The sequence below is a fragment of the Actinosynnema sp. NPDC050801 genome (genome assembly GCF_040673975.1).
Classification (GTDB): domain Bacteria; phylum Actinomycetota; class Actinomycetes; order Mycobacteriales; family Pseudonocardiaceae; genus Actinosynnema.
Map to the genome: position 1 here is coordinate 113,095 of NZ_JBFAQZ010000010.1, position 20,660 is coordinate 133,754.

Annotated in this window: 16 protein-coding genes; 8 read left to right on the forward strand and 8 right to left on the reverse strand. The window is 71.1% G+C overall.

Translation table 11 applies throughout. The features are described from left to right. The gene (locus tag AB0K14_RS22960) at positions 1-1,131 is read right to left on the reverse strand and encodes an extracellular solute-binding protein (protein ID WP_360456851.1); all 1,131 of its coding nucleotides are present in this window, start codon (positions 1,129-1,131) and stop codon (positions 1-3) included. Between the two features lie 460 nt (positions 1,132-1,591). Here AB0K14_RS22960 and AB0K14_RS22965 point away from each other — a divergent pair, with 460 nt between their 5' ends. Together AB0K14_RS22965 and AB0K14_RS22970 are read left to right on the forward strand one after the other, a co-directional pair. Then, positions 1,592-3,823 carry a hypothetical protein gene (locus AB0K14_RS22965; protein WP_360456848.1) on the forward strand — a complete coding sequence of 744 codons (2,232 nt, stop codon included), beginning with the start codon at positions 1,592-1,594 and terminating at the stop codon, positions 3,821-3,823. Positions 3,824-3,881: 58 nt separating this feature from the next. Then, the gene (locus tag AB0K14_RS22970; protein WP_360456845.1) at positions 3,882-4,490 is read left to right on the forward strand and encodes a hypothetical protein; all 609 of its coding nucleotides are present in this window, start codon (positions 3,882-3,884) and stop codon (positions 4,488-4,490) included. On the opposite strand, the gene AB0K14_RS22975 is transcribed toward AB0K14_RS22970, so the two are convergent. Together AB0K14_RS22975 and AB0K14_RS22980 are read right to left on the reverse strand one after the other, a co-directional pair. Continuing rightward, entirely contained in the window at positions 4,487-6,976 is a 2,490-nt protein-coding gene (locus AB0K14_RS22975; protein WP_360456842.1) for a polynucleotide kinase-phosphatase, read from the reverse strand. The two genes, AB0K14_RS22970 and AB0K14_RS22975, sit on opposite strands and share 4 nt — an antisense overlap. Further along, positions 6,976-8,328, reverse strand: a complete 1,353-nt coding sequence (locus AB0K14_RS22980) for a 3' terminal RNA ribose 2'-O-methyltransferase Hen1 (RefSeq protein ID WP_360456839.1) — start codon at positions 8,326-8,328, stop codon at positions 6,976-6,978. The genes AB0K14_RS22975 and AB0K14_RS22980 overlap by 1 nt, the downstream gene beginning before the upstream one ends. Positions 8,329-8,455: 127 nt before the next feature. Between AB0K14_RS22980 and AB0K14_RS22985 the strand changes: the two genes are divergently transcribed. Together AB0K14_RS22985 and AB0K14_RS22990 are read left to right on the forward strand one after the other, a co-directional pair. Continuing rightward, the gene (locus tag AB0K14_RS22985; protein WP_360456836.1) at positions 8,456-9,019 is read left to right on the forward strand and encodes a superoxide dismutase; all 564 of its coding nucleotides are present in this window, start codon (positions 8,456-8,458) and stop codon (positions 9,017-9,019) included. Positions 9,020-9,147: 128 nt separating this feature from the next. Beyond that, the gene (locus tag AB0K14_RS22990) at positions 9,148-10,164 is read left to right on the forward strand and encodes an NAD(P)/FAD-dependent oxidoreductase (protein ID WP_360456833.1); all 1,017 of its coding nucleotides are present in this window, start codon (positions 9,148-9,150) and stop codon (positions 10,162-10,164) included. Positions 10,165-10,240: 76 nt separating this feature from the next. Here AB0K14_RS22990 and AB0K14_RS22995 read toward each other — a convergent pair whose 3' ends face one another. The 4 genes from AB0K14_RS22995 to AB0K14_RS23010 form a co-directional block, all read right to left on the reverse strand. Further along, the gene (locus AB0K14_RS22995; protein ID WP_364338635.1) at positions 10,241-11,137 is read right to left on the reverse strand and encodes a bile acid:sodium symporter family protein; all 897 of its coding nucleotides are present in this window, start codon (positions 11,135-11,137) and stop codon (positions 10,241-10,243) included. Between the two features lie 221 nt (positions 11,138-11,358). Next, positions 11,359-12,801, reverse strand: coding sequence for an argininosuccinate synthase (gene argG / locus AB0K14_RS23000; RefSeq protein WP_360465147.1), 1,443 nt, complete (start codon positions 12,799-12,801; stop codon positions 11,359-11,361). 227 nt (positions 12,802-13,028) lie between these two features. Then, positions 13,029-13,523 (reverse strand): GNAT family N-acetyltransferase, encoded by a 495-nt coding sequence (locus AB0K14_RS23005; protein ID WP_360465144.1) that lies wholly within the window; start codon positions 13,521-13,523, stop codon positions 13,029-13,031. A gap of 163 nt (positions 13,524-13,686) precedes the next feature. Next, positions 13,687-14,856 carry an RtcB family protein gene (locus tag AB0K14_RS23010; protein ID WP_360465141.1) on the reverse strand — a complete coding sequence of 390 codons (1,170 nt, stop codon included), beginning with the start codon at positions 14,854-14,856 and terminating at the stop codon, positions 13,687-13,689. 118 nt (positions 14,857-14,974) lie between these two features. On the opposite strand from AB0K14_RS23010, the gene ligA reads away from it, so the two are divergent. From ligA to AB0K14_RS23025, 3 genes are all read left to right on the forward strand, one after another. Continuing rightward, positions 14,975-16,966: an NAD-dependent DNA ligase LigA gene (gene ligA, locus AB0K14_RS23015; RefSeq protein WP_360465139.1), complete on the forward strand. Its 1,992-nt coding sequence runs from the start codon at positions 14,975-14,977 to the stop codon at positions 16,964-16,966. Positions 16,967-17,421: 455 nt separating this feature from the next. Beyond that, the gene (locus tag AB0K14_RS23020; RefSeq protein ID WP_360465136.1) at positions 17,422-18,021 is read left to right on the forward strand and encodes a class I SAM-dependent methyltransferase; all 600 of its coding nucleotides are present in this window, start codon (positions 17,422-17,424) and stop codon (positions 18,019-18,021) included. A 204-nt stretch (positions 18,022-18,225) separates the two neighbouring features. Then, positions 18,226-19,563, forward strand: coding sequence for a hypothetical protein (locus AB0K14_RS23025; RefSeq protein ID WP_360465133.1), 1,338 nt, complete (start codon positions 18,226-18,228; stop codon positions 19,561-19,563). A gap of 107 nt (positions 19,564-19,670) precedes the next feature. Here AB0K14_RS23025 and AB0K14_RS23030 read toward each other — a convergent pair whose 3' ends face one another. Further along, positions 19,671-20,156: a DUF4396 domain-containing protein gene (locus tag AB0K14_RS23030; protein ID WP_360465130.1), complete on the reverse strand. Its 486-nt coding sequence runs from the start codon at positions 20,154-20,156 to the stop codon at positions 19,671-19,673. A gap of 157 nt (positions 20,157-20,313) precedes the next feature. Between AB0K14_RS23030 and AB0K14_RS23035 the strand changes: the two genes are divergently transcribed. Continuing rightward, complete coding sequence (locus AB0K14_RS23035) at positions 20,314-20,595, forward strand: metal-sensitive transcriptional regulator (protein ID WP_360465128.1); 282 nt, start codon at positions 20,314-20,316, stop codon at positions 20,593-20,595. Positions 20,596-20,660: the final 65 nt, after the last annotated feature.

Here is a 20,660-nt window from a genome sequence, read left to right on the forward strand (position 1 = left end):
TCAGCCCACCGCCCCTGCCCACGTGGTGGACAGCACCTGCTTGGCCTTGTCCGACTGCTCCTGGGTCAGGAACACCTGCTCGCCGGAGGTCTTGGGCAGCTTCGCCGCCGCGTCCGCGTCGACCGTGCCGGCCTTGGTCATCGCGTCCATCCGCACCGGCCGCGACAGGCCCTTGAGGAAGAGGTTCTGGCCCTTGTCGGAGTACAGGAACTCCTGCCACAGGCGGGCGGCGGCCGGGTGCGGCGCGTCCTTGTTGACCGCCTGGTTGTAGTACGCGCCGACCTGCGCGCCCGACGGGACGACGACCTTCCAGTCGGCCTTGCCCGCGAGCTTCGCGGTCTGCGCGGCGTTGGTGTAGTCCCAGTCGATCACGACCGGGGTCTGGCCGGACTCGATGGTCGCGGGCGACGGGTCGACCGGCAGGAAGTTGCCGGCGGCCTTCAGCTGCTTGAAGAACTCCACGCCGGGTGCGATGTCGTCGGCCGAGCCGCCGTTGCCCAGCGACGCCATGACCACGCCGGAGAACGCGGCGCCGGCCTGCGTCGGGTCGCCGTTGAGCGCCACCTTGCCCTGGTACTCGGGCTTGAGCAGGTCCTTGACCGAGGTCGGCGCGGGCACCTTGGCGGCGTCGTAGCCGATGGACATGAAGCCGCCGTAGTCGCCGTAGTAGAGCCCGGAAGGCTCCTTCAGCTCGTCGGGGATGTCCGCCCACGTCCGCACCTGGTAGGGCGCGAACACGTCGGTGTTCGCCAACGCCACGTTCAGGCCGAGGTCGAACACGTCGGGCGCGCGGTCGCCGCCCTTGAGCTGCTTGGCGGCGTTGATCTCGTCCTGGCTGGACGCGTCGGGCTGCGCGGAGTCGACCTCGATGCCGTACTCCGCCTCGAACGCCGAGATCATCTCGCCGTAGTTGGCCCAGTCGGGCGGCAGCGCGATGACGTTGAGCCTGCCCTCCTCCTTGGCGGCCTCGACGAGCTTGTCGAACCCGCCGAAGTCGGCGGCCGACTTCGCGGTGGCCGCGGGGGTGCCGCTCGCGGCGCCGTCCTTGGGCGGTGGCGTGCCGCAGGCGGCGACCAGTGCCAGCGCGGTGACGCCGACGCCTACCGACCGCAGGACTCGGGTGTGGTTCACGTCGAACCTTCCTCGGGTGATGAGGGGTTTATTCGCGGACGACCAAAACGTTCGGCCCAGCGGAGGATTCGGGACGCCGAGCGCGCTTGTCAAGCGCAGTGGAAGGACTGAGACCTGTTCGACCGGGTGGGCGAATTCCGGGTGGTCCGGGGGTGTCCGAAGGGTTAACGGTCACACCGGTCGGATCGGCCCGGATCAGCCCATGCGCTGGGCCGCCCGGCGGACGCGGCAACGTCAACAGTCACCGCTCGAATCGCCCCGGTGGGCCGTTGGAAGGACTCCCGCTCGGAAAGGGATGAATCGCCGGCCCGATTTCTGCCGAATTGTCTACTCACGTTCCCGGGGCCCGGTAACGCGTTCCGACGGGTCTTCGACACCCGGTTGTCACGTGACGGAAATGCCCGAACACCTGCGAACCCCCACCAAGAAGGGCAGATCCATGCGTCACCGAAGAAGGTCCTTGACGTCGGCAGCGGTCGGCGCCCTGCTGCTCCCCCTCCTCGTCGGCGTGCCGTCGGCCGTCGCCGCGCCCGTCCCCGGCGAGGACGTGCTCTACACGTTGGACGCGCACTTCGACCAGGGCGTGCTCCAGGACGTCAACCACGACGCCCCCAACAACGACCAGCTCCAGCTCAACCGCCAGACAGTGTTCTTCCCCTACGTCAACGTCGCCGCCTCCGCGCGCGGCACGATGGTCCGCATCGACGTGAACACCGGCGACATCGTCGGCGAGTGGCTGTCCGCGCCGGACGGCCAGGGCCGCAACCCGTCCCGCACCACCGTGGACAAGTTCGGCAACACGTGGCTGTCGAACCGGAACGAGGCGTCCGGCGGCCGGGGCTCGGTCACGCGCGTCGGCGTCATCCGCGGCGGCACCCGGTCGAACGCGGACGGCACGGCCAACCCGAACGGCGACTACCTGAAGGGCCCGTTCGGCTACAACACCTGCCTGGACCGCGACGGTGACGGCCTGATCGCCACCTCGCGCGGCCTGGGCGACATCCGACCGTGGAGCAACGCGGGCGGCGCCGACGCCAACGGCGGCGTCACCACCGCGGCCGACGAGTGCCTGATCACCTACAGCCGCGTCGCGGGCACCAACACCCGCACGGTCGCCGTGGACGCGAACAACAACCTGTGGACCGGCGGCTCCAACACCCAGCACCAGCTGATCTCCGGCGTGGACGGCTCGGTGCTGACGGCACCGTTCAGCCTGGGCTGCGGCGGCTACGGCGGCCTGGTGGACAAGGCGGGCACGCTGTGGTCCGCACGGTACGGCACCAATCTGCTGCGCTACGAGCCCGGCTCCGGCGCGGGCGCCTGCCTGGACACCTCGCACGGCGACTACGGCCTCGGCATGGACCCGGTGACCGGCGAGATCTGGCACACCCAGGTCAACTCCGGCAACACGGTCAAGATGGACCCGGCCGGCACCGTCCTCGGCACCTTCCCGCACGGCCACCCGCGCGCGCAGGGCGTCGCGGTCGACACCGAGGGCAACGTCTGGGTCGCCCACGCGCTCGACAACGGCACGAACACCGTCGGCCACCTGCGCACCGACGGCACGTTCGTCGGCAACGTGGTCCTGCCCGGCGGCAACGGCCCCACCGGTGTCGCGGTCGACACCAACGGCAAGGTGTGGGTCACCAACATCAACTCCAACAACGCCCAGCGCATCGACCCCGACGCGGGGCCGGTCGGCGGCGGCGGGTTCCCCGTCGGCGCGGTCGACCTGACCGTGGACCTCGGCGCCGGCGCCGGGCCGTACAACTACAGCGACATGACCGGGTCCGTGCTCGGCGAGATCACCGCGCCGGTCGGCACGTGGTCGGTGGTGCAGGACGGCGGCGTCGCCGGGCAGACCTGGGGCACGGTCACCTGGAACACCGAGGCGCAGGGCAGCGTCCCGCCGGGCACCTCGATCACAGTCGAGGCGCGCACGTCCGACACCGAGGCCGGTCTGGCCGGCGAGACGTTCACGCCGGTGTCCAACGGGGTGGAGTTCGCCCGGGTCGGCCGGTACGTCGAGGTGCGGGCGACGTTGACGGCGAGCCCGGCCGGCGACAGCCCGGTGCTGTCGGACCTGCGGATCAAGACCTCGGAGCGGACCGGCGTGTTCTCCTGCCAGGCGACCGCGCTGAACCTCGCCGGGATCATCGTGGCGCGGGCCAACCCGCCGGACGTGCCGTGCGTGGACGACTACGAGAACGTGGCCAACGTCAACCTGTCCGCGGGCATCCTGACCGTGCGGGCGAACGCGTTGACCGCGAGCACCGACCAGACGCCGGACGACCTGCTGGCGCTGCCGCCGGCACCCGGTGACGGCGCGGTGTCCTCCGCCCGGGTCGACTACACCCGCATCTCCAGCCTGCTGGTGACCATCGAGGTGGGCGTCATCCAGGCGAACGCCTCGGTGACCTGCGACGCGAACCTCAACCCGCAGTTCGCCGGCTCGTCGCAGATCGCGAGCCTGCGGATCAACGGGGTCTCGGTGGCCGTCGGCAGCGCGCCGCTGACCATCCCGCTGGTGATCGGCTCGTTGCAGCTCAACAGCACGACGACCACGGCGACCAGCGTGGTGCAGCGGGCGTTCGCGCTCGACACCCTGCTGACCGACGTGGTGCTGGGCGAGGCGCGGGCCAACCTGGAGGCGTTGCCGGGCGAGCCCGGCGGCAGTCCCTGCCGGGTCTGAGCCGGTAACCCACTAGTAGCCGTACTATACGTAGTGCGGCTACTAGTGGGGGTTGGTCATGGGCAGGAAGCTGCTGGTCTGGTTGCACGTCGTGTCGTCCACGGGCTGGATGTTCATGGCGTTGGCCCTGTTCGTGGTGGTGAGCTACGCGCTGTCCGCACCCGACCGCGTGGGTGCGTTCGACGTGGCGGTGCTGCTGGACGTGGAGGTGCTCCAGTTCATGGCCACCACGTCGGCCTTCACCGGGCTCATGCTGTCCGGCCTCACCGCGTGGGGGTACTTCCGGCACTGGTGGGTGCTGGCGAAGTTCGCGATCACGTTCACCCAGCTCTACGTGGGCATCTTCGTGCTCAGCCCCAACCTGCACCCGGACGGCTCGCCCCTGCTCATCCGGGTCGGCTCGCTGCTGATGGCCTCGGCGCTGGCCTGCCAGGTGTGGCTGTCGGTGGCCAAGCCGTTCAAGCGGACCCCGTGGGCCGCGCCGACCAAGCCCAGGACCGCGCCGCCGTGGGCCTTCGCCCTGTGCCTGGCCGTGCCCGCGTTCGACTACGCGTTCGGCGAGTTCGTGCTGGGGCGGTCGGTACCGGTGCTGTCGATGCTGATCGTGGTCGTGCACCCCGTGGTCCGTGCCGCGCGCCCGAAGACGCGCGGCACGGTCCGCGTCTAGAGCCGGGGGTCGACCGGTTCGGACTCCAGCGCGAGCACGGCGAACACGCACTCGTGCACGCGCCACAGCGGCTCCTCGCGGGCGACCCGCTCCAAGGCTTCCAGGCCCAGCGCGTACTCGCGGATCGCGAGCGACCGCTTCGCGCCCAGACCGCGTTTGCGCAGGCGTTCCAGGTTCTCCGGCTCGGTGTAGTCCGGGCCGTAGATGATCCGCAGGTACTCGCGCCCGCGCACCTTCACGCCCGGCTGCACCAGGCCGCGGTCGCCGCGCACCAGGTTGGCCAGCGGCTTGACGACCATGCCCTCGCCACCGGCCGCGGTCAGCTCCTCCCACCAGCGGATGCCCGCGGCGACCTGGTCCTCGTCGGTCGTGTCGACCACCAGGTGCCTGGTTCGGGTGAACACCTCGCCCCGGAGTCGGCCGAGCACGTCCAGGTGCCACAGGTGGTCCCGGTCGTGGAACGTCCTGCCGCGTGCGGCCAACAGCTGGAACGGCGCGATGGAGACACCCGCCAGCCCGTCGGTCGGCCGGACGTACCGCTGGTAGGCGTCGCGGTAGCCGATGGCGTTCTCGCGCCTGCTCCGGGTGCGCCGCAGCAGGTCGGAGACGTCGACACCCCGTTCGGCGGTCCGCGCGAGAACGTCCACCGCCGTGCCGAGCGCGCCCGTGGCCGCCGCGCCGACCGAGGCGTACTGCTCCTTGATCAGCCCGGCCGCCTTGGCGTTCCACGGCAGCAGCTCGGTGTCCAGCAGCAGCCAGTCGGTGTCGAACTCGTCCCACAGACCGGCCCTGGTCACCTCCTCGCGCACCCGTGCCAGCAGTTCGTCGCCCAACGGTGGGTCGAAGAACGCCCGGCCGGTCCGCGTGTGGATCACACCTCCGTCGTCCTTGCGCACCAGGACCACGGCGCGCGACCCCATGTGCTTCTCCTCGCAGACCACCTCGCGCACGCCCGCGGCGCGGTACTCGGCGAACGCGTCCTCCGGGTGCTCCAGCACGTCCGGCCGCCGCGAGGTCGCCGTCGGCGCCATCGTCGGCGGCAGGTACAGCAGCGCGTGCGGGTCGATCGCGAAGCGGCTCATCACCTCCAACGCCGACGCGGCCTGCTCCGGGCGCACGCCGATCCGGCCGCGGTGGGCGGTCTCGACGAACCGGCGACCGGTGACGTCGGACAGCGCGAGCACGTCCGGCTCCCGCTCCGCCTCGGGCACGACGAGCGGGCGCACCGGCTCGTACCAGACCTCGTGCGCGTCGACCGACACGACCTCGCGCTCGGGGTAGCGCAACGCGGTCAGCTTGCCGCCGAACACCACACCGGTGTCCAGGCACATGGTGTTGTTGACCCACTCCGCCTCCGGCGTCGGCGTGTGCCCGTAGAGCACGGTCGCCTTGCCCCGGTACTCCGCCGCCCACGGGTAGCGCACCGGCAGGCCGTACTCGTCGGTCTCGCCGGTGGTGTCGCCGTAGAGCGCGAAGCTGCGCACGCGGGACGACGCGCGGCCGTGGTAGCGCTCCGGCAGGCCCGCGTGCGCGATCACCAGGTCGCCGCCCGCGAGCACGTAGTGGGCGATCAGGCCGTCGCAGAACCGCACCACGCGCTCGCGGAACTCCTCCGGCTCGGCCGCGAGCTGCGCCAGCGACTCGGCGAGACCGTGCTTGACCTGCACGTTGCGCCCGCGCAGCGCCCGCACCAGCTTCTGCTCGTGGTTGCCGCACACGGCGAACGCGTGCCCGGCCTCGACCATGCCCATGACCAGCCGCAGCACACCGGGCGTGTCCGGGCCGCGGTCGACCAGGTCGCCGACGAACGCCGCCCGCCGACCCGCCGGCGGCACGGCGTCCACCGGTCGGCCCTCGTCGTCGCGCACCAGCGCGTAGCCGAGCTTGACGAGCAGGTCCTCCAGCTCCTCGCGGCAGCCGTGCACGTCACCGATCACGTCGAACGGCCCGTTCTCGTGGCGCAGGTCGTTGAGCAGCGGTTCCGGCACGACGACCGCTTCGTCCACCTCGGCCTGCGCGCGCAGCACGTGCACCCGCTTGAAGCCCTCCTTGCCCAGGAACTTCAGCGACTTGCGCAGCGCGGTCCGGTGCCGCCGCACGACGTGCGCGCCGAAGTCGCGGTCCGGGCGGGAGGCGTTGCGGGCGAGGCAGACCTCCTCCGGGGTGTCCAGCACGATCGCCACCGGCAGCACGTTGTGCTCGCGGGCCAGCTCGACGAGCTGCGCGCGGTCGGACCGCTGCACGTTCGTCGCGTCGATGACGGTCGTGCGGCCGGCGTCCAGGCGCTTGCCCGCCACGAAGTGCAGCACCTCGAACGCGGCGGCGGAGGCCGACTGGTCGTTCTCGTCGTCGGCGACCAGGCCGCGGAAGTAGTCGCTGGACAGCACCTGCGTGGGCCGGAAGTGCTTGCGCGCGAACGTGGACTTGCCCGAGCCGGACGCGCCGACCAGCACCACCAGGCACAGGTCCGGGATCTTGAGCTCCATCAGTTGTCGTCCCCCAGGGAGAAGGCCGCGAGCTGGGTCGGCGCGCCGCGCTCGGCGTCCACCGGTCCGATCGGCAGGTGGCGGACGGTGTAGCCGCGCCGATGCGCGACGCCGGCCGCCCACTGCTCGAACTCGGCCCGGGTCCACTCGAAGCGGTGGTCCGAGTGCCGGTGCCTGCCTTCCGGCAGGGTGTCGAACAGCGGGTTGTACTCGACGTTCGGCGTGGTGACCAGGACCGTGCGCGGGCGGGCGACGACGAACACCGAGTGCTCCAACGCGGGCAGGCGGTCCGGGTCGAGGTGTTCGACCACCTCCATCAGCACGGCCGCGTCGTAGCCCTTCAGCTCCGGGTCGGCGTAGGTCAGCGACGACTGGCGCAACGTCAGCCGGGCGCGCTGCCGGTCCGACATCTGGTCCACGTTGAGCTTGCGCGCGGCGGTGGCCAGGGCGCGCGCGGACACGTCGACCCCCTGAACGCGGGTGAACCCGGGGTTCTCCAGCAGCGCCCGCAACAACGCTCCGCCGCCGCAGCCCAGGTCGAGGACGCTGCGCGCGCCGGCCTGCCCGAGCTGGTCCAGGATCGCCTCGCGGCGCTGCGCGGCCAGCGACACCTTCGGCTCGGCCAGCGCGTTGTCCAGCTGCTCCGGCTCGACCTCCTCCACCTCGGCCAGGCGCGACAGCGCGGACTGCACCAGCGGGCGGCGGCGCATCAGGTAGCGGGTGGTGATCAGCTCGCGGTCCGGGTGCGCCCCGAGCCACCCCTCCCCCGCGCGCAGCAGCTTGTCCACCTCGTCCTCGGAGACCCAGTAGTGCTTGTCGCCGTCGAGGACGGGCAGCAGCACGTAGAGGTGCTTCAAGGCCTCGGCCAGGGTGAGGGTGCCGGTGAGCGTCACGTCGGCGTACCGCGAGTCGTCGCCGTCACCGAGCGGGAGGGGTGCGATGTGCGCGGTCCAGCCCAGTGGCGTGAAGAGCTGCTCCACCAGGCGGTGCGGCAGCACGGGGATGCGCACGGTGAGCGGGATCGGCGTGGCGGCCACGTCCGCGTGGCTCTTGCTACGGCCGTTCATGGCCGTGCGGAACACCGAGCCGAGCGCGACGGTGAGCAGCGAACCCGCGACGTAAGGGCGGTCGTTGACGTACTGGGTGAGCGTGCTCCCCGGCCCGCGCACCAGGGCGATCGGGTCGACCTCCAGCAGGAGCGCGACCGTGCACTCCTCTTCGTCCGCGCGCGGGTAGAACACGTGCGCGGTCCCCGAGGAGGTGGTGAACGACTGCGCCCGGTCGGGATGTTTGTGCAGCAGGTGGCTGAGGTCGGTGGCCGGGCGGTGGGTCGTGGTCAGGGTGAGCAGCACGCGGTCCAGTGTGGACGAGTGGTGCCACCGCCCGCCGCCGAATTACCGCGGACGTTCACAGTGAAAGCGGGGTCGGGTCGACGGTGCTAGCTTCGGGTCGGGCCGCCCAGTCCGGAAAGGCACAAGTGTGAAACGTCTGGTTCCCCTCGTCATCGGCGGGCTCGTCGCGGCCACCATGGCGCCGACGGCCTCCGCCGACACGTCGAACTCGACCGGGGTGGCGGTGACGGTGGCGCGGTTCGCCACGCCCGACACCGCGACCAAGGCCTACACCTACGACACGGCGTTGATCGCGCCCGGCGCGTCGGTGATGGTCGTGGCCACCCCCGTGCGGCACGGCACGAAAACCCTGCTCAGCGTGTACGGCTTGATCCCGAACCGAACCTACGGCGCCCACGCCCACCAGCGGCCGTGCGGCGCGGCGCCCACCGACGCCGGCGCGCACCACCAGCACGTGGTGGACCCGGCCCAGCCGTCGGTGGACCCGGCCTACGCCAACCCGGAGAACGAGATCTGGCTCGACTTCACCACCGACGACCGCGGCCGCGCCGTCGTCGGCACCGTCGTGCCGTGGCGGTTCGCCGACCGCCGGGCGGGATCGGTCGTGGTCCACGCCCAGCGCACGGCCACCGAGCCGGGCAAGGCGGGCACCGCCGGTCCCAGGGTCGGATGCGCGACGGTGAGGTTCTGACCCGCGGCGCTTGACGGGAGGCCGGCCCGGTGGGAGCCGGGGGCCGGCCTCCCGTTGTTGCGGAACCGGCAACAAGGTTTGCCGATCCGCGCCACGCCCCCGCATGGTGGGTCGTGGAGGTGGTCGTGATGACCTTTCAGCTGGATGACGGCTATGACGTGGTGGTGGTCGGCGGTGGCGCCGCCGGGTTGAACGGGGCGCTGATGCTGGCGCGGGCACGGCGGTCGGTCGTGGTGGTCGATGCGGGCACCCCGCGCAACGCGCCCGCCGACGGCGTGCACGGGCTGCTGGCCCGGGACGGGATGCCGCCGGCCGAGTTGCTCGCGCGCGGTCGGGCGGAGGTCCGCAGCTACGGCGGTCACGTGGTGACCGGCGAGGTCGACGCCGTGACGCGGTCGGACGACGGGTTCGTGGTCGGGCTGGCCGACGGCCGCACGGTCCGGGCCAGACGACTGCTGGTGACCACGGGCCTGGTCGACGAGCTGCCCGACGTGGCCGGCCTGCGGGACCGATGGGGCCGCGACGTGGTGCACTGCCCGTACTGCCACGGCTGGGAGGTCCGCGACCAGGCGATCGGCGTGCTGGCGAGCGGGCCGACGGCGGTGCACCAGGCGCTGCTGTTCCGGCAGCTGAGCGCCGACGTCACGTTCTTCTCCCACACCGCGCCGCCGACCGCCGAGCAGGCCGAGCAGCTGGCCGCACGCGGTGTCGACGTCGTGGAGGGCGAGGTCGCGGCACTGGAAATCGTCGACGACCGCATCGTCGGCGTCCGGCTCGCCGACGGACGCTCGGTGGCCCGCGAAGCGGTGGCCGTCGCGTCGCGCATGGTGGCGCGCGCCGGTTTCCTGGCCGCGCTGGGACTCCGGCCCGTCCCGCACCCGTCGGGGTTGGGCGAGCACATCCCGTCCGACCCGACGGGCCAGACCGACGTGCCGGGGGTCTGGGTCGCGGGCAACGTCACCGACCTGGCCGCGCAGGTCGGCGCCTCCGCCGCGGCGGGTGCGACCGCCGGGGCCCGGATCAACGCCGACCTGATCGCCGAGGAGACCCGCGAGGCGGTCGCCGCCCACCGCGGCCCGTTCTCCGCCGAGTCGGAGGCCCGGGTCGCCGAGCTGGTCGCGGGCGGGCGTCGCCACGGCCTGTGAACCGCCGGGAACACCCGTGCCCGCACCGGCCGCGATGCGCGGAGCCGGTGCGGGCACGGGGGCGACGGTCGGGGCGTCACGTCCCGCTCGGCGTCACCACCGGATCGGTCCGGGCCTGCACGCGGCGGGCCACCACGAAGCCGAAGATCATGGCGGTGATGAACATGACGAAGCCGTAGGTCACCGACGGCATCGCCATCTCGGTGTTGTCCAGCAGCGTCGGGCTCATCGCGATGGCGATCGACAGCGTCGCGTTGTGCAGGCCGATCTCGAACGCCGACGCGGTCGCCTCGCGCGGGCCGGCCTTGAACAGGCGCGGACCGAAGTACCCGATCGTCATGCTGATCAGGTTGAACAGCAGGACCACTACGATGATGTCGCCGAGGATGGCGAACACCTCCTCGCCGAGGCCGCTGATCACACCGGCGATCATCATGATCAGGACGACCACGGACAGGATCTTGACCGGGCGTTCCATCCGGACCGCGAACCGCGGGAACCGCGAGCGCAGGACCATGCCGATGGCGATCGGGACCAGGACCATCGCGAAGACCTGGACCACCTTGTCGAACTGGAGGCCGATCGAGCTGTCCGCGCCGAGGAAGCCCGCCACCGACAGGTTGACGATCAGCGGCAGGGTGAACATCGCCAGCACCGAGTTGACCGCGGTCAGCGAGATGTTGAGCGCCACGTCGCCCTTGAACAGGTGGCTGTACAGGCTGGCCGTGCTACCGCCCGGCGAGGCGGCGAGCAGCATCATGCCGATCGCCAGCTCCGGCGCCAGGCCGAACAGGACCACCAGGCCGAGGCAGATCGCGGGCAGCACCACCATCTGGCAGACCAGGCAGACCACCATCGCCCGCGGGTACCGCACCACCCGGCGGAAGTCCGCCGTGGTCAGCGTGAGACCCAGCCCGAGCATGATGACGGCCACGGTGATGGGAAAAAGGAGGAGGACCGTGGAGTTGTCCATGCCGCCCTGCCTTCCGCTCGGCGCCAGGTACGGGCAGTCTCACACCGGCGGTCGCCCCGCCTCTTCTCCACGGTTGCCGTTCCAGCACGTCACCACCGGGTCGCCCCGGGTAGTCAGGCCCGCCGCCACCCGGAGGGCGACCGGCGTCCGAAACCCCGTCACGCGAACGCGTGCGCCGCTCGGGGTGAGCGGCGCACGCGCGATCAGGGCCTCGGGACCGGTCAGTCGTTGCCCGCCTCCAGGGCGGCGTGGTCGAGCAGTTCGTCGTCGGCCACCTTGCCGCGCGAGGCGATGACCTCGGCGCCGCCCTCGGGCATCGCGCCGATCAGCTCGGTCGGGGTCACCCGGGCCGCGCCGATCAACGTCGACTGGCTGCCGACCATGCCGAGCCCGGCGTACTGCTCCAGCTTGGCGCGCGAGTCGGCGATGTCGAGGTTGCGCATGGTGAGCTGGCCGATGCGGTCGACCGGCCCGAACGCCGAGTCCTCGGTCCGCTCCATGGACAGCTTGTCCGGGTGGTAGCTGAACGCGGGACCGGTGGTGTCGAGGATCGAGTAGTCGTCACCGCGCCGCAGGCGCAGCGTCACCTCGCCGGTGATCGCCATGCCGACCCAGCGCTGCAACGACTCGCGCACCATCAGCGCCTGCGGGTCCAGCCAGCGGCCCTCGTACAGCAACCGGCCGAGCTTGCGGCCCTCGTTGTGGTAGGCGGCGAGGGTGTCCTCGTTGTGGATGGCGTTGACCAGCCGCTCGTAGGCCGAGTGCAGCAGCGCCATGCCGGGCGCCTCGTAGATGCCGCGGCTCTTGGCCTCGATGACCCGGTTCTCGATCTGGTCGGACATGCCCATGCCGTGCCGGCCGCCGATGGCGTTGGCCTCCAGCACCAGGTCGACCGCGGAGGAGAACTCCTTGCCGTTGATCGTCACCGGTCGGCCCTGGTCGAAGCCGATCGTGACGTCCTCGGTGGCGATCTCGACCTCGGGGTCCCAGAACCGCACGCCCATGATCGGGTCGACGACCTCGATGCCCGCGTCGAGGTGTTCGAGCGCCTTGGCCTCGTGCGTCGCGCCCCAGATGTTCGCGTCGGTGGAGTACGCCTTCTCCGTGCTCGCCCGGTACGGCAGGCCGCGGGCGAGCAGCCACTCGGACATCTCCGTGCGGCCACCGAGCTCGCTCACGAACGCGGCGTCCAACCAGGGCTTGTAGATCCGCAACGACGGGTTGGCGAGCAGGCCGTAGCGGTAGAACCGCTCGATGTCGTTGCCCTTGTAGGTGGAGCCGTCGCCCCAGATCTGGACGTCGTCGTCGAGCATGGCGCGCACCAGCATGGTGCCCGTCACGGCCCGGCCCAGCGGCGTGGTGTTGAAGTAGGCGCGACCGCCGGACCGGATGTGGAACGCGCCGCAGGCCAGCGCCGCGAGCCCTTCCTCGACCAGGGCCGCCCGGCAGTCGACCAGTCGGGCGATCTCGGCGCCGTAGGTCGCGGCGCGGCCCGGCACCGATGCGATGTCGGGCTCGTCGTACTGACCGATGTCCGCGGTGTACGTGCACGGCACCGCGCCCTTCTCCCGCATCCAGGCGACCGCCACGGACGTATCGAGACCACCGGAGAACGCGATGCCGACGTGTTCGCCGGCGGGGAGGTAAGTGAGCACCTTGGACACGATGAGAAGTATGCACGACGCTGCATGACCATGCATAGCCGGGGGTCGAACACGCTTCACCTGCGGCTTTGCCGATGTGGCGGTCGGCGCGAGGCCAAGACGCGGCTGGAGCGGGGCCGAGAGGGCTGGGTGGGGCCGAGGTGCGGCTGGGGCTGGGGGCGCGGCGCGGCGGGGCGGGCGGGGCGCGGCTGGGGCGGGGCCGACCGAAGCCGACCCCGCCGTGCCGACTACGGGCGGGTGACGCCGTACCGGACGACGCCCTCCTCGGGCTCGCCACCCGACCGCGTGAACCCGGCCTTCTCCAGCACGCGGACGGAGGCGGGGTTCGACAGCTCCACATCGGCGCGGACCGCGCGCACGTCCGGTGACGTGAAGGCGAAGTCGGTCAGCGCGCGCGTGGCCTCGGAGGCGTAACCACGCCCCCGCCGGGACGCCACGACGCCGTACCCGATCTCCAGGACGCCGTCGTGGGGCGGCCAGAACAGGCCGATCGAGCCGACCACCAGGCCGCCGTCGCGTTCGACGATCAGCCGGTGGCCGTAACCGCCCAGCCAGGCGGAGTGCTCGGCGAACAGGCCGGCGATGAACTGATCACCCTCCGCCGGGAAGTCCTCGGCCCAGTGCGGCAGCCGTGCGCCGGCCACGACGGCGGCGACCTCGGCCGCGGTCCACGGCCGCAGCACGAGCCGGTCAGTGGTCAGGTCGGACAACGATGAAGACACTCGGAACTCCTGGTCGACGATGAGGACCCGGCCGCGCCCCCGACGGGCGCGAACCGGATGAGGGCATGCTGAGGACAGCTGCCGGCAGCCATATTCATCAACCCCCTTCCATCCCGTCACGAGTGCCCGGACCAGCTTTACCACCAGGCCGGCGTCCGGACCGTCAATCGCCCTTCACGTTGACGATCTGCCGCAACGTGTGGCGCACCTCGACCAGGTCGCCCGCGTCCCGCATCACGACGTCGATGTCCTTGTACGCCGCCGGGATCTCGTCGATGAACGCGTCGGTGTCGCGGTACTCGATGCCGACCATCGCCTTGCGCAGGTCCTCCCGGCCGAACGCCCGGCGCGCCGCCGAGCGCGAGTACTCACGGCCCGCGCCGTGGGGCGAGGAGTTCAGCGCGACCCGGTTGCCCTTGCCGACCACCACGTACGAGGCGGTGCCCATCGAGCCGGGGATGAGCCCGGCCCGGCCCTCCTCGGCGTTGATGGCGCCCTTGCGGGACAACCACACCTTCTTGCCGAAGTGGGTCTCCTGCTCCGTATAATTATGGTGACAGTTGACCACTTCCCGCCGGTCCACCTCGCGGCCGAGCCAGTCGGCCACGCAGCCGACCACGCGGTCCATCATCTCCTCGCGGTTGAGCCAGGCGAACTCCTGCGCCCAGCGCATCTCGCGGATGTAGTGCCAGAACTCGTCCTCGCCCTCCACCAGGTAGGCGAGGTCGGGGTCGGGCAGGCCGATCCACCGCCGCGCGCACTGCTCGTGGGCGATCCGGATGTGCTTCTGGGCGATCTTGTTGCCCACGCCGCGCGACCCGGAGTGCAGGAACAGCCACACCCGCCCGGTCTCGTCCAGCGTGACCTCGATGAAGTGGTTGCCGCTGCCGAGGGTGCCGAGCTGCAACTGCCAGTTGGCCGCGTACGCGCCGGGGTCGAAGCCGGCCTTCTCCGCGCGGTCGGCGAGCGCGTCGACCCGCTCGCGCGCCGTGTCGGTCAGCCGGGTGTTGTACTTGCCCGCGGACAGCGGCACGGCGTGCTCGATCGCCTCGCGCAGGGGGGCGAGCGGGCGGCCCCGGAAGTCGTCCTCGGTGAACTGGGTGCGCACGGCGATCATGCCGCAACCGATGTCGACACCGACCGCGGCCGGGATGATCGCGCCCAGGGTGGGGATGACGCTGCCCACCGTGGCGCCCTTCCCGAGGTGCGCGTCGGGCATGAGCGCCAGGTGCGGGTAGATGAACGGCATCCGCGAGGCCTTCGCGGCCTGTTCGCGCGTGCCCGGGTCCAGGATGGACGCCCAGTTCATCAGTCGCTTGCTGATCTGCTCCACGGTTCTCCTCTGCTCGACGCAGAAGTTATGCCCGATCGGGCGGCGCCGCGACCGAGATTCGCCCCGCGGCAGGCCTCGGGACGGCGAATTGTCGGTGGTCACGGGTAACTTGTCGGCCGTGAACGCGCGCGAACGCATCCAGGAACTCGCCGACCAGATCGTGGTGCTGCGTGACGCCTACTACCAGGGCTCGCCCCTGGTGGCGGACGCGGAGTACGACGCGATCGAGGACGAGTTGCGAGGGCTGATCGAGGCCAACCCGGAGTGGGCCCCGGACCCGAACCCCCTGGAGCAGGTGGGTGCGCCCGCGGTGCTGCACGCGCCGGTCCGGCACTCGCGGCCGATGCTGTCGCTGGAGAAGGCGACCAAGCCGGAGCAGGTGGCGGCGTTCTTCGACCGCTTCCCCGGCCAGCCGGTGGTGGTGATGCCGAAGCTGGACGGGCTGTCGCTGGCCCTGGTCTACGAGCAGGGGCGGCTGGCGCGGGCGGTCACCCGGGGCGACGGGACGACGGGTGACGACGTGACCACGCTGGTGCGCGCGCTGGTCGACGGCGTGCCGGAGCGGGTCGACGCGCCGGGCCGGGTGGAGGTGCGCGGCGAGGCGGTGATGCTGCGCTCCACGTTCGCCGCCTACAACACCGCGCACCCGGACAAGCCGCTGATCAACCCGCGCAACGCCGCCGCGGGCACGCTGCGGGCGAAGGACCCGGCCACGGTCGCCGAGCGGCGGCTGACGTTCTTCGCCTTCGACCTCGACACGTCCGAGGGCGGTGCGGCGGCGGACCTGGAGCACGGGCTGCGGGCGTTGGGGTTCGCCGTGGCCGACATGCGGCACTGCGACGACGCGGCCGCGGCGCAGGACGTGATCTCCGGGATCGAGGCCCGGCGCAACGAGCTGGACTACGACCTGGACGGCGCGGTGCTGCGGCTGGCGAACCGGGACGCCTTCGCCGCCGCGGGCACTCGTTCGAACTCGCCGCGCGGCGCGTTGGCGTTCAAGTTCGCCGCCGAGGAGAAGACCACGGTGCTGGCCGACGTCGTGTGGGACGTCGGCAAGACCGGCAAGATCGCCCCGGTCGCCCGGTTGGAGCCGGTGTTCGTGGGTGGCACGACGGTGACCCGCGCGACGCTGGCCAACCAGGAGGTCATCCGGGCGAAGGGCATCAGGATCGGCGACACCGTGCTGATCCGCCGTGCCGGCGACGTGATCCCGTTCGTCGCGGGCGTGCTCGACGCGGCCAAGCGCACGGGGGCGGAGCGGGAGATCGTGCCGCCGTCCGAGTGCCCGTCGTGCGGTCAGCCGTTGACCGAGCAGGGCAACAGCCGCGAGCTGTTCTGCACCAACGTGGCCTGCCCGGCGCAGACCGTGCGGCGGTTGATCCACTGGGCGTCGCGGGCGGCCGCGGACATCGACGCGGTCGGCCCGGTGTGGATCGAACGGCTCGCCGAGGCGGGCCTGCTCGAACACCCGTCGGACTTCTACACCCTGACCAAGGAGCGGCTGCTGGAGTTCGACCGCATCGGCGAGGTCTCGGCCGCGCGGATGATCGAGTCGATCGCGGCGAGCAGCCGGGTCGGGTTGCGGCGGGCGTTGATCGGGCTGGCGATCCCGATGGCGTCGGAGGGCACCGCCGCCCGGCTGTGCCGCGCGGGCTTCGGCTCGCTGGAAGAGGTGGCCGACGCGGGCGAGGAGCGCCTGGTGGCCGTGGAGGACATCGGGCCGAAGGTCGCCGCCTCGCTGATCGAGCACCTCGCCCGGCTGCGGCCCGAGCTGGCCCGGCTGCGGGAGCACGGCGTCTCCCTGGACGTGCGGGAGGAGGACCTGCCGCCCGTCATCGCGTCCGACGCGCCGCTGGCGGGCAAGACGGTGGTCGTCACCGGTGCGATCAGCGACCCGCGTTCCGGCGAGAAGGTGCCGCGGCCCACCTTCCAGCGGCTGTGCGAGAAGGCGGGGGCCACCACGGCGTCGTCCGTCTCGGCGAACACCGACCTGCTCATCACCGGGGCCGACGTCGGCGCGGGCAAGCTGACCAAAGCGGAAAAGCTGGGCGTCGAGGTGGTCGACCAGGGCGAGATCTGGCAGCAGCTGATCGCCGCCGGCATCGCCTAGCGGGCGACCGGCCCGTGCTTCCACGTGGACCGTGCCCGGCGCTCGACCCCTTTCGTCCACATTGGACTACGGGCCGACGTTCGGCACCCCGCGTGAGAAGCGCGGGGATGTCGCGCGCCGCGCGACGTCCGCCGGGTGTTGCAGGACGAGGGCAGCACCGGACTCGCCGGGAACCCCTGGCCGTTGGCGGAGCAGCCGGGAACGAACTCTGTCCCGCCGGCGGGACAGAGTTCGGACGACACCCGCGGCGCTGTCGAATACCGCACGGCGGGTGACGTCACCACCGCCGCGCGGCGACGATGTCGAGCGGCGTCGTTCCCCATTTCGACTACGACCGTAACGCTGAGTGTCGATTCGCCACTTTCCGTCACGCCCCGCTGGTCAAGGCCGGGTGGTCGCGGACCGACGACACCCTGGAGGTGGCAGAGGCCTCAACGTCGTCTACCGTACGAGGCGTGGACAAGACCGACGGTCAGGACTACACCGACCGCCTCGCGCGCCTGCAGAACCTGCCCTGGAAGCGTGTGCTCAACGTCCAGGCCCCGTACCGCTGGAACGTGCGGCGCCTGTTCGGTGATCGCGAGGTGCTGGACATCGGGTGCGGCATCGGCCGCAACCTCGGTCACCTCGCGCCCAAGGGCGTCGGCGTGGACCACAACCCCCACTCGGTGCAGATCTGCCGCGACATGGGGCTGACGGCGTTCACCACCGACGAGTTCTACGACACCGAGTACGCCAAGCCCGGCCGCTTCGGCGGCATGCTGGCGGCGCACCTGGTCGAGCACATGCCGCGCCCGCAAGCCGTGGAGATCCTGCGCGGCTACATCGACTTCCTCGCGCCCGGCGGCCTGCTGGTGCTCATCTGCCCGCAGGAGCGCGGCTACGCGTCGGACCCCACGCACGTGGCGTTCACCGACCTCGACGGCCTCGCCGACGTGACCTCCCAACTCGGGTTGGTCGAGCGCAAGCGCATGTCGTTCCCGTTCCCGCGGTCGGCGGGCAAGCTGTTCACGTACAACGAATTCGTGCACATCTCGGCGAAGCCCGCGGGCTGAGAGTCCCGCCGCATACCGCTTCCGGCGGTCGTACCCCTGAGGTAGTGTCCCCTTCGATCGGTCGAGTCGGGGGGCTTGTTCCATCTGGGGGATCGCGCTTCACGCTGTTGTCTTCGCGTGTCTCTTTCACGGACTGGCTGATCGACCGACGCCTGTAACTCACAGTGCAGGCTGAACTCAGCCTGCAGTCAGGAAAGAGGATCAATGCGTCGTTCCACAGCGCTGCTCGTCGCCACGGCGGCGACCGCGGCCGTGGTGACCGGCGCGGCACCGGCCACCGCCGAGCCCGCGTCCGCCCGCAACGGGGAGCAGGTCGCCCGCACCGAGGTGTCGACCGGGATCAGCCGTCCCGGCCGGCCCTTCGGCACCAAGACCACCGGGGAGAGCACCGCCCAGGCCGCGGAGTACCAGGGCACGCGGTTCATCCCGTCCGCCCCGCGCCGCATCCTGGACACCCGCTCCGGCCTCGGCCGCGGCGGGGTCACCACGCCCGTCGCCGGCGGCAGCAAGATCGAGGTCGGCGTCGACAACCTCCCGCCGTACGCCCTCGCGGTCGTGCTGAACGTGACCGGCACCTCGCCCACCGCCAACACCTACGTGTCGGTGTGGGAGGGCGGCGACATCCCCAGACCGGGTGTGTCCACCCTGAACCTGGTGCCCGGCGAGACCCGCGCCAACTCGGTCACCACCTACGTGTCGCTCGACGACACGATCAACCTGTACAACAACGCGGGTAGCACCCACCTGATCGCCGACGTCGCGGGCTACTACGTCCACGACAACCCGGGCGCCGGGTTCACCACGCCCGGCCGGTACTTCGCCACCGGTCCGACCCGCGTGTACGACTCCCGCAACACCGGCGGCGCGTTCTACGCCGGCGAGTCCCGCAGCATCGACTTCGCGTCGTCGGGCGTGCCGTCCGGCGCGACGGCGGTGTCGCTGAACGTCACCGGTGTCGACGCGACCGCCAACACCTACGTGACCGCGTGGCCGTCGGGCTCCACCCGGCCGACCGCGTCGAGCCTCAACGTCGTGCCCGGTGGCGCCACGCCGAACGGTGTGACCGTCTCGCTGAGCGCGGACCGCAAGGTCAGCCTGTACAACAACGCCGGCTTCCTCCACCTGATCGTGGACATCACCGGGTACTACCTGCCCACCGAGAGCGGTGGCGCGGACTTCTACCCGGTGACCCCCGGTCGTGCGTTCGACACCCGTGACGACCTCACGCCGATCGCGCCCGCCGGCAAGCTGACCCTGCTCTACCTGGACCCCGAGCTGGCCGTGAACAACAGCCTGCTGCTGAACCTGACGGGCACGGAGCCGACGGCGAACACCTACGTCACCCCGTTCCCGGCGGGCACGAGCAGGCCCAACACCTCGGCGCTGAACCTGGTCCCCGGCCAGACCTCGCCGAACATGGCCACCGTGCGCCTGGGCAGCGCGTACGACGAGATGGACAACGTGTACCGCCCCGCGCACGAGTTCTACAACAACGCGGGCTACACGCACCTGGTGATCGACGTGTTCGGCATCTTCGCCTGATCGACGTCTTCGCCTGATCGAACACAGCGGTACGACGTGCGAGGTCCCGGTTTCCGGGGCCTCGCACTTCCATCTGCACGTCGAGAACGAGGCCGGAGCCCGCCGGCTCAGTGGTGGTAGGCGTGGACGACGGCGTGGCCGCGTCCCCGGCCGATGAGCCACCTGTTCACCGGCACGGTGACGACGAAGGCGACCGCGAATGAGAAGGCGAGCGCGCCCCAGAACAGCACGCTTGCCAGGCCCGCCTCCATCGCACCGGGCACCACGAGCATCACACCGTTGTCGACGACCTCCATGACGATGATCGACACGGTGTCCGCCGCCAGCGCCACCTTCAGCGCCCGACGGAAACCCACACCCGCCCTGAGCACACCGCGCATGGTCAACGCGTAACCGAACACGAAAGCCAGCGCGACCGCCAACGCGATCGTGGCGAGAGCACCCCACCCCAGCGCCGTACCGATCACCATCCCCAGCACCTCACCGATCGCACAGCCGGTCAAGCAGTGCAGCGTCGCCGACGCGGCCGTGCTCCAACTGACGCCTGCGGCGTGAGCCTGGTGGGCCTCGTGGTCGTGGTGCTCGTGTTGCATGTCCGACTCCCGGATTCACATACCTGGTAGGGGTATGTTCGTCACCGTAGCATACCCCCTGGGGGTACACAAACCCCGTCGACCAGGTGAACGACCCCAGGCCTGTTCCCTGCCCGCGTATCGTCGGCTCCGAGCACGCGACGGAAGGGAACGCGCCATGCCGGGTTACTCCGACAGCCGCGAAGGCCACCTCAAGCGGTTGCGCCGCATCGAGGGTCAGGTGCGCGGGTTGCAGCGCATGGTCGAGAACGACGAGTACTGCATCGACGTGCTCACCCAGATCGCGGCGGCCACGAAGGCCCTCCAAGCCGTTTCCCTCGGGCTGCTCGACGAGCACCTCAAGCACTGCGTGGCCGAAGCCGTTCAGCAGGGCGGTGAGGTGGCGGACGAGAAGATCGCCGAGGCGAGCGCGGCCATCGGCCGACTCGTGCGCTCCTGAAGCCGGCGATCACCCCCTCCGGGCACACGCCGCCGAGGACACCGACTTCGACCGACGTGGTGCTG

Coding starts and splice junctions, on each gene's coding strand:
- AB0K14_RS22970 (WP_360456845.1), top strand. CDS start 3,882: ATGGGCAGGAAGCTGCTGGTCTGGTTGCACGTCGTGTCGTCCACGGGC.
- AB0K14_RS22975 (WP_360456842.1), bottom strand. CDS start 6,976: ATGGAGCTCAAGATCCCGGACCTGTGCCTGGTGGTGCTGGTCGGCGCG.
- AB0K14_RS22990 (WP_360456833.1), top strand. CDS start 9,148: ATGACCTTTCAGCTGGATGACGGCTATGACGTGGTGGTGGTCGGCGGT.
- AB0K14_RS22995 (WP_364338635.1), bottom strand. CDS start 11,137: ATGGACAACTCCACGGTCCTCCTCCTTTTTCCCATCACCGTGGCCGTC.
- AB0K14_RS23025 (WP_360465133.1), top strand. CDS start 18,226: ATGCGTCGTTCCACAGCGCTGCTCGTCGCCACGGCGGCGACCGCGGCC.
- AB0K14_RS23030 (WP_360465130.1), bottom strand. CDS start 20,156: ATGCAACACGAGCACCACGACCACGAGGCCCACCAGGCTCACGCCGCA.
- AB0K14_RS23035 (WP_360465128.1), top strand. CDS start 20,314: ATGCCGGGTTACTCCGACAGCCGCGAAGGCCACCTCAAGCGGTTGCGC.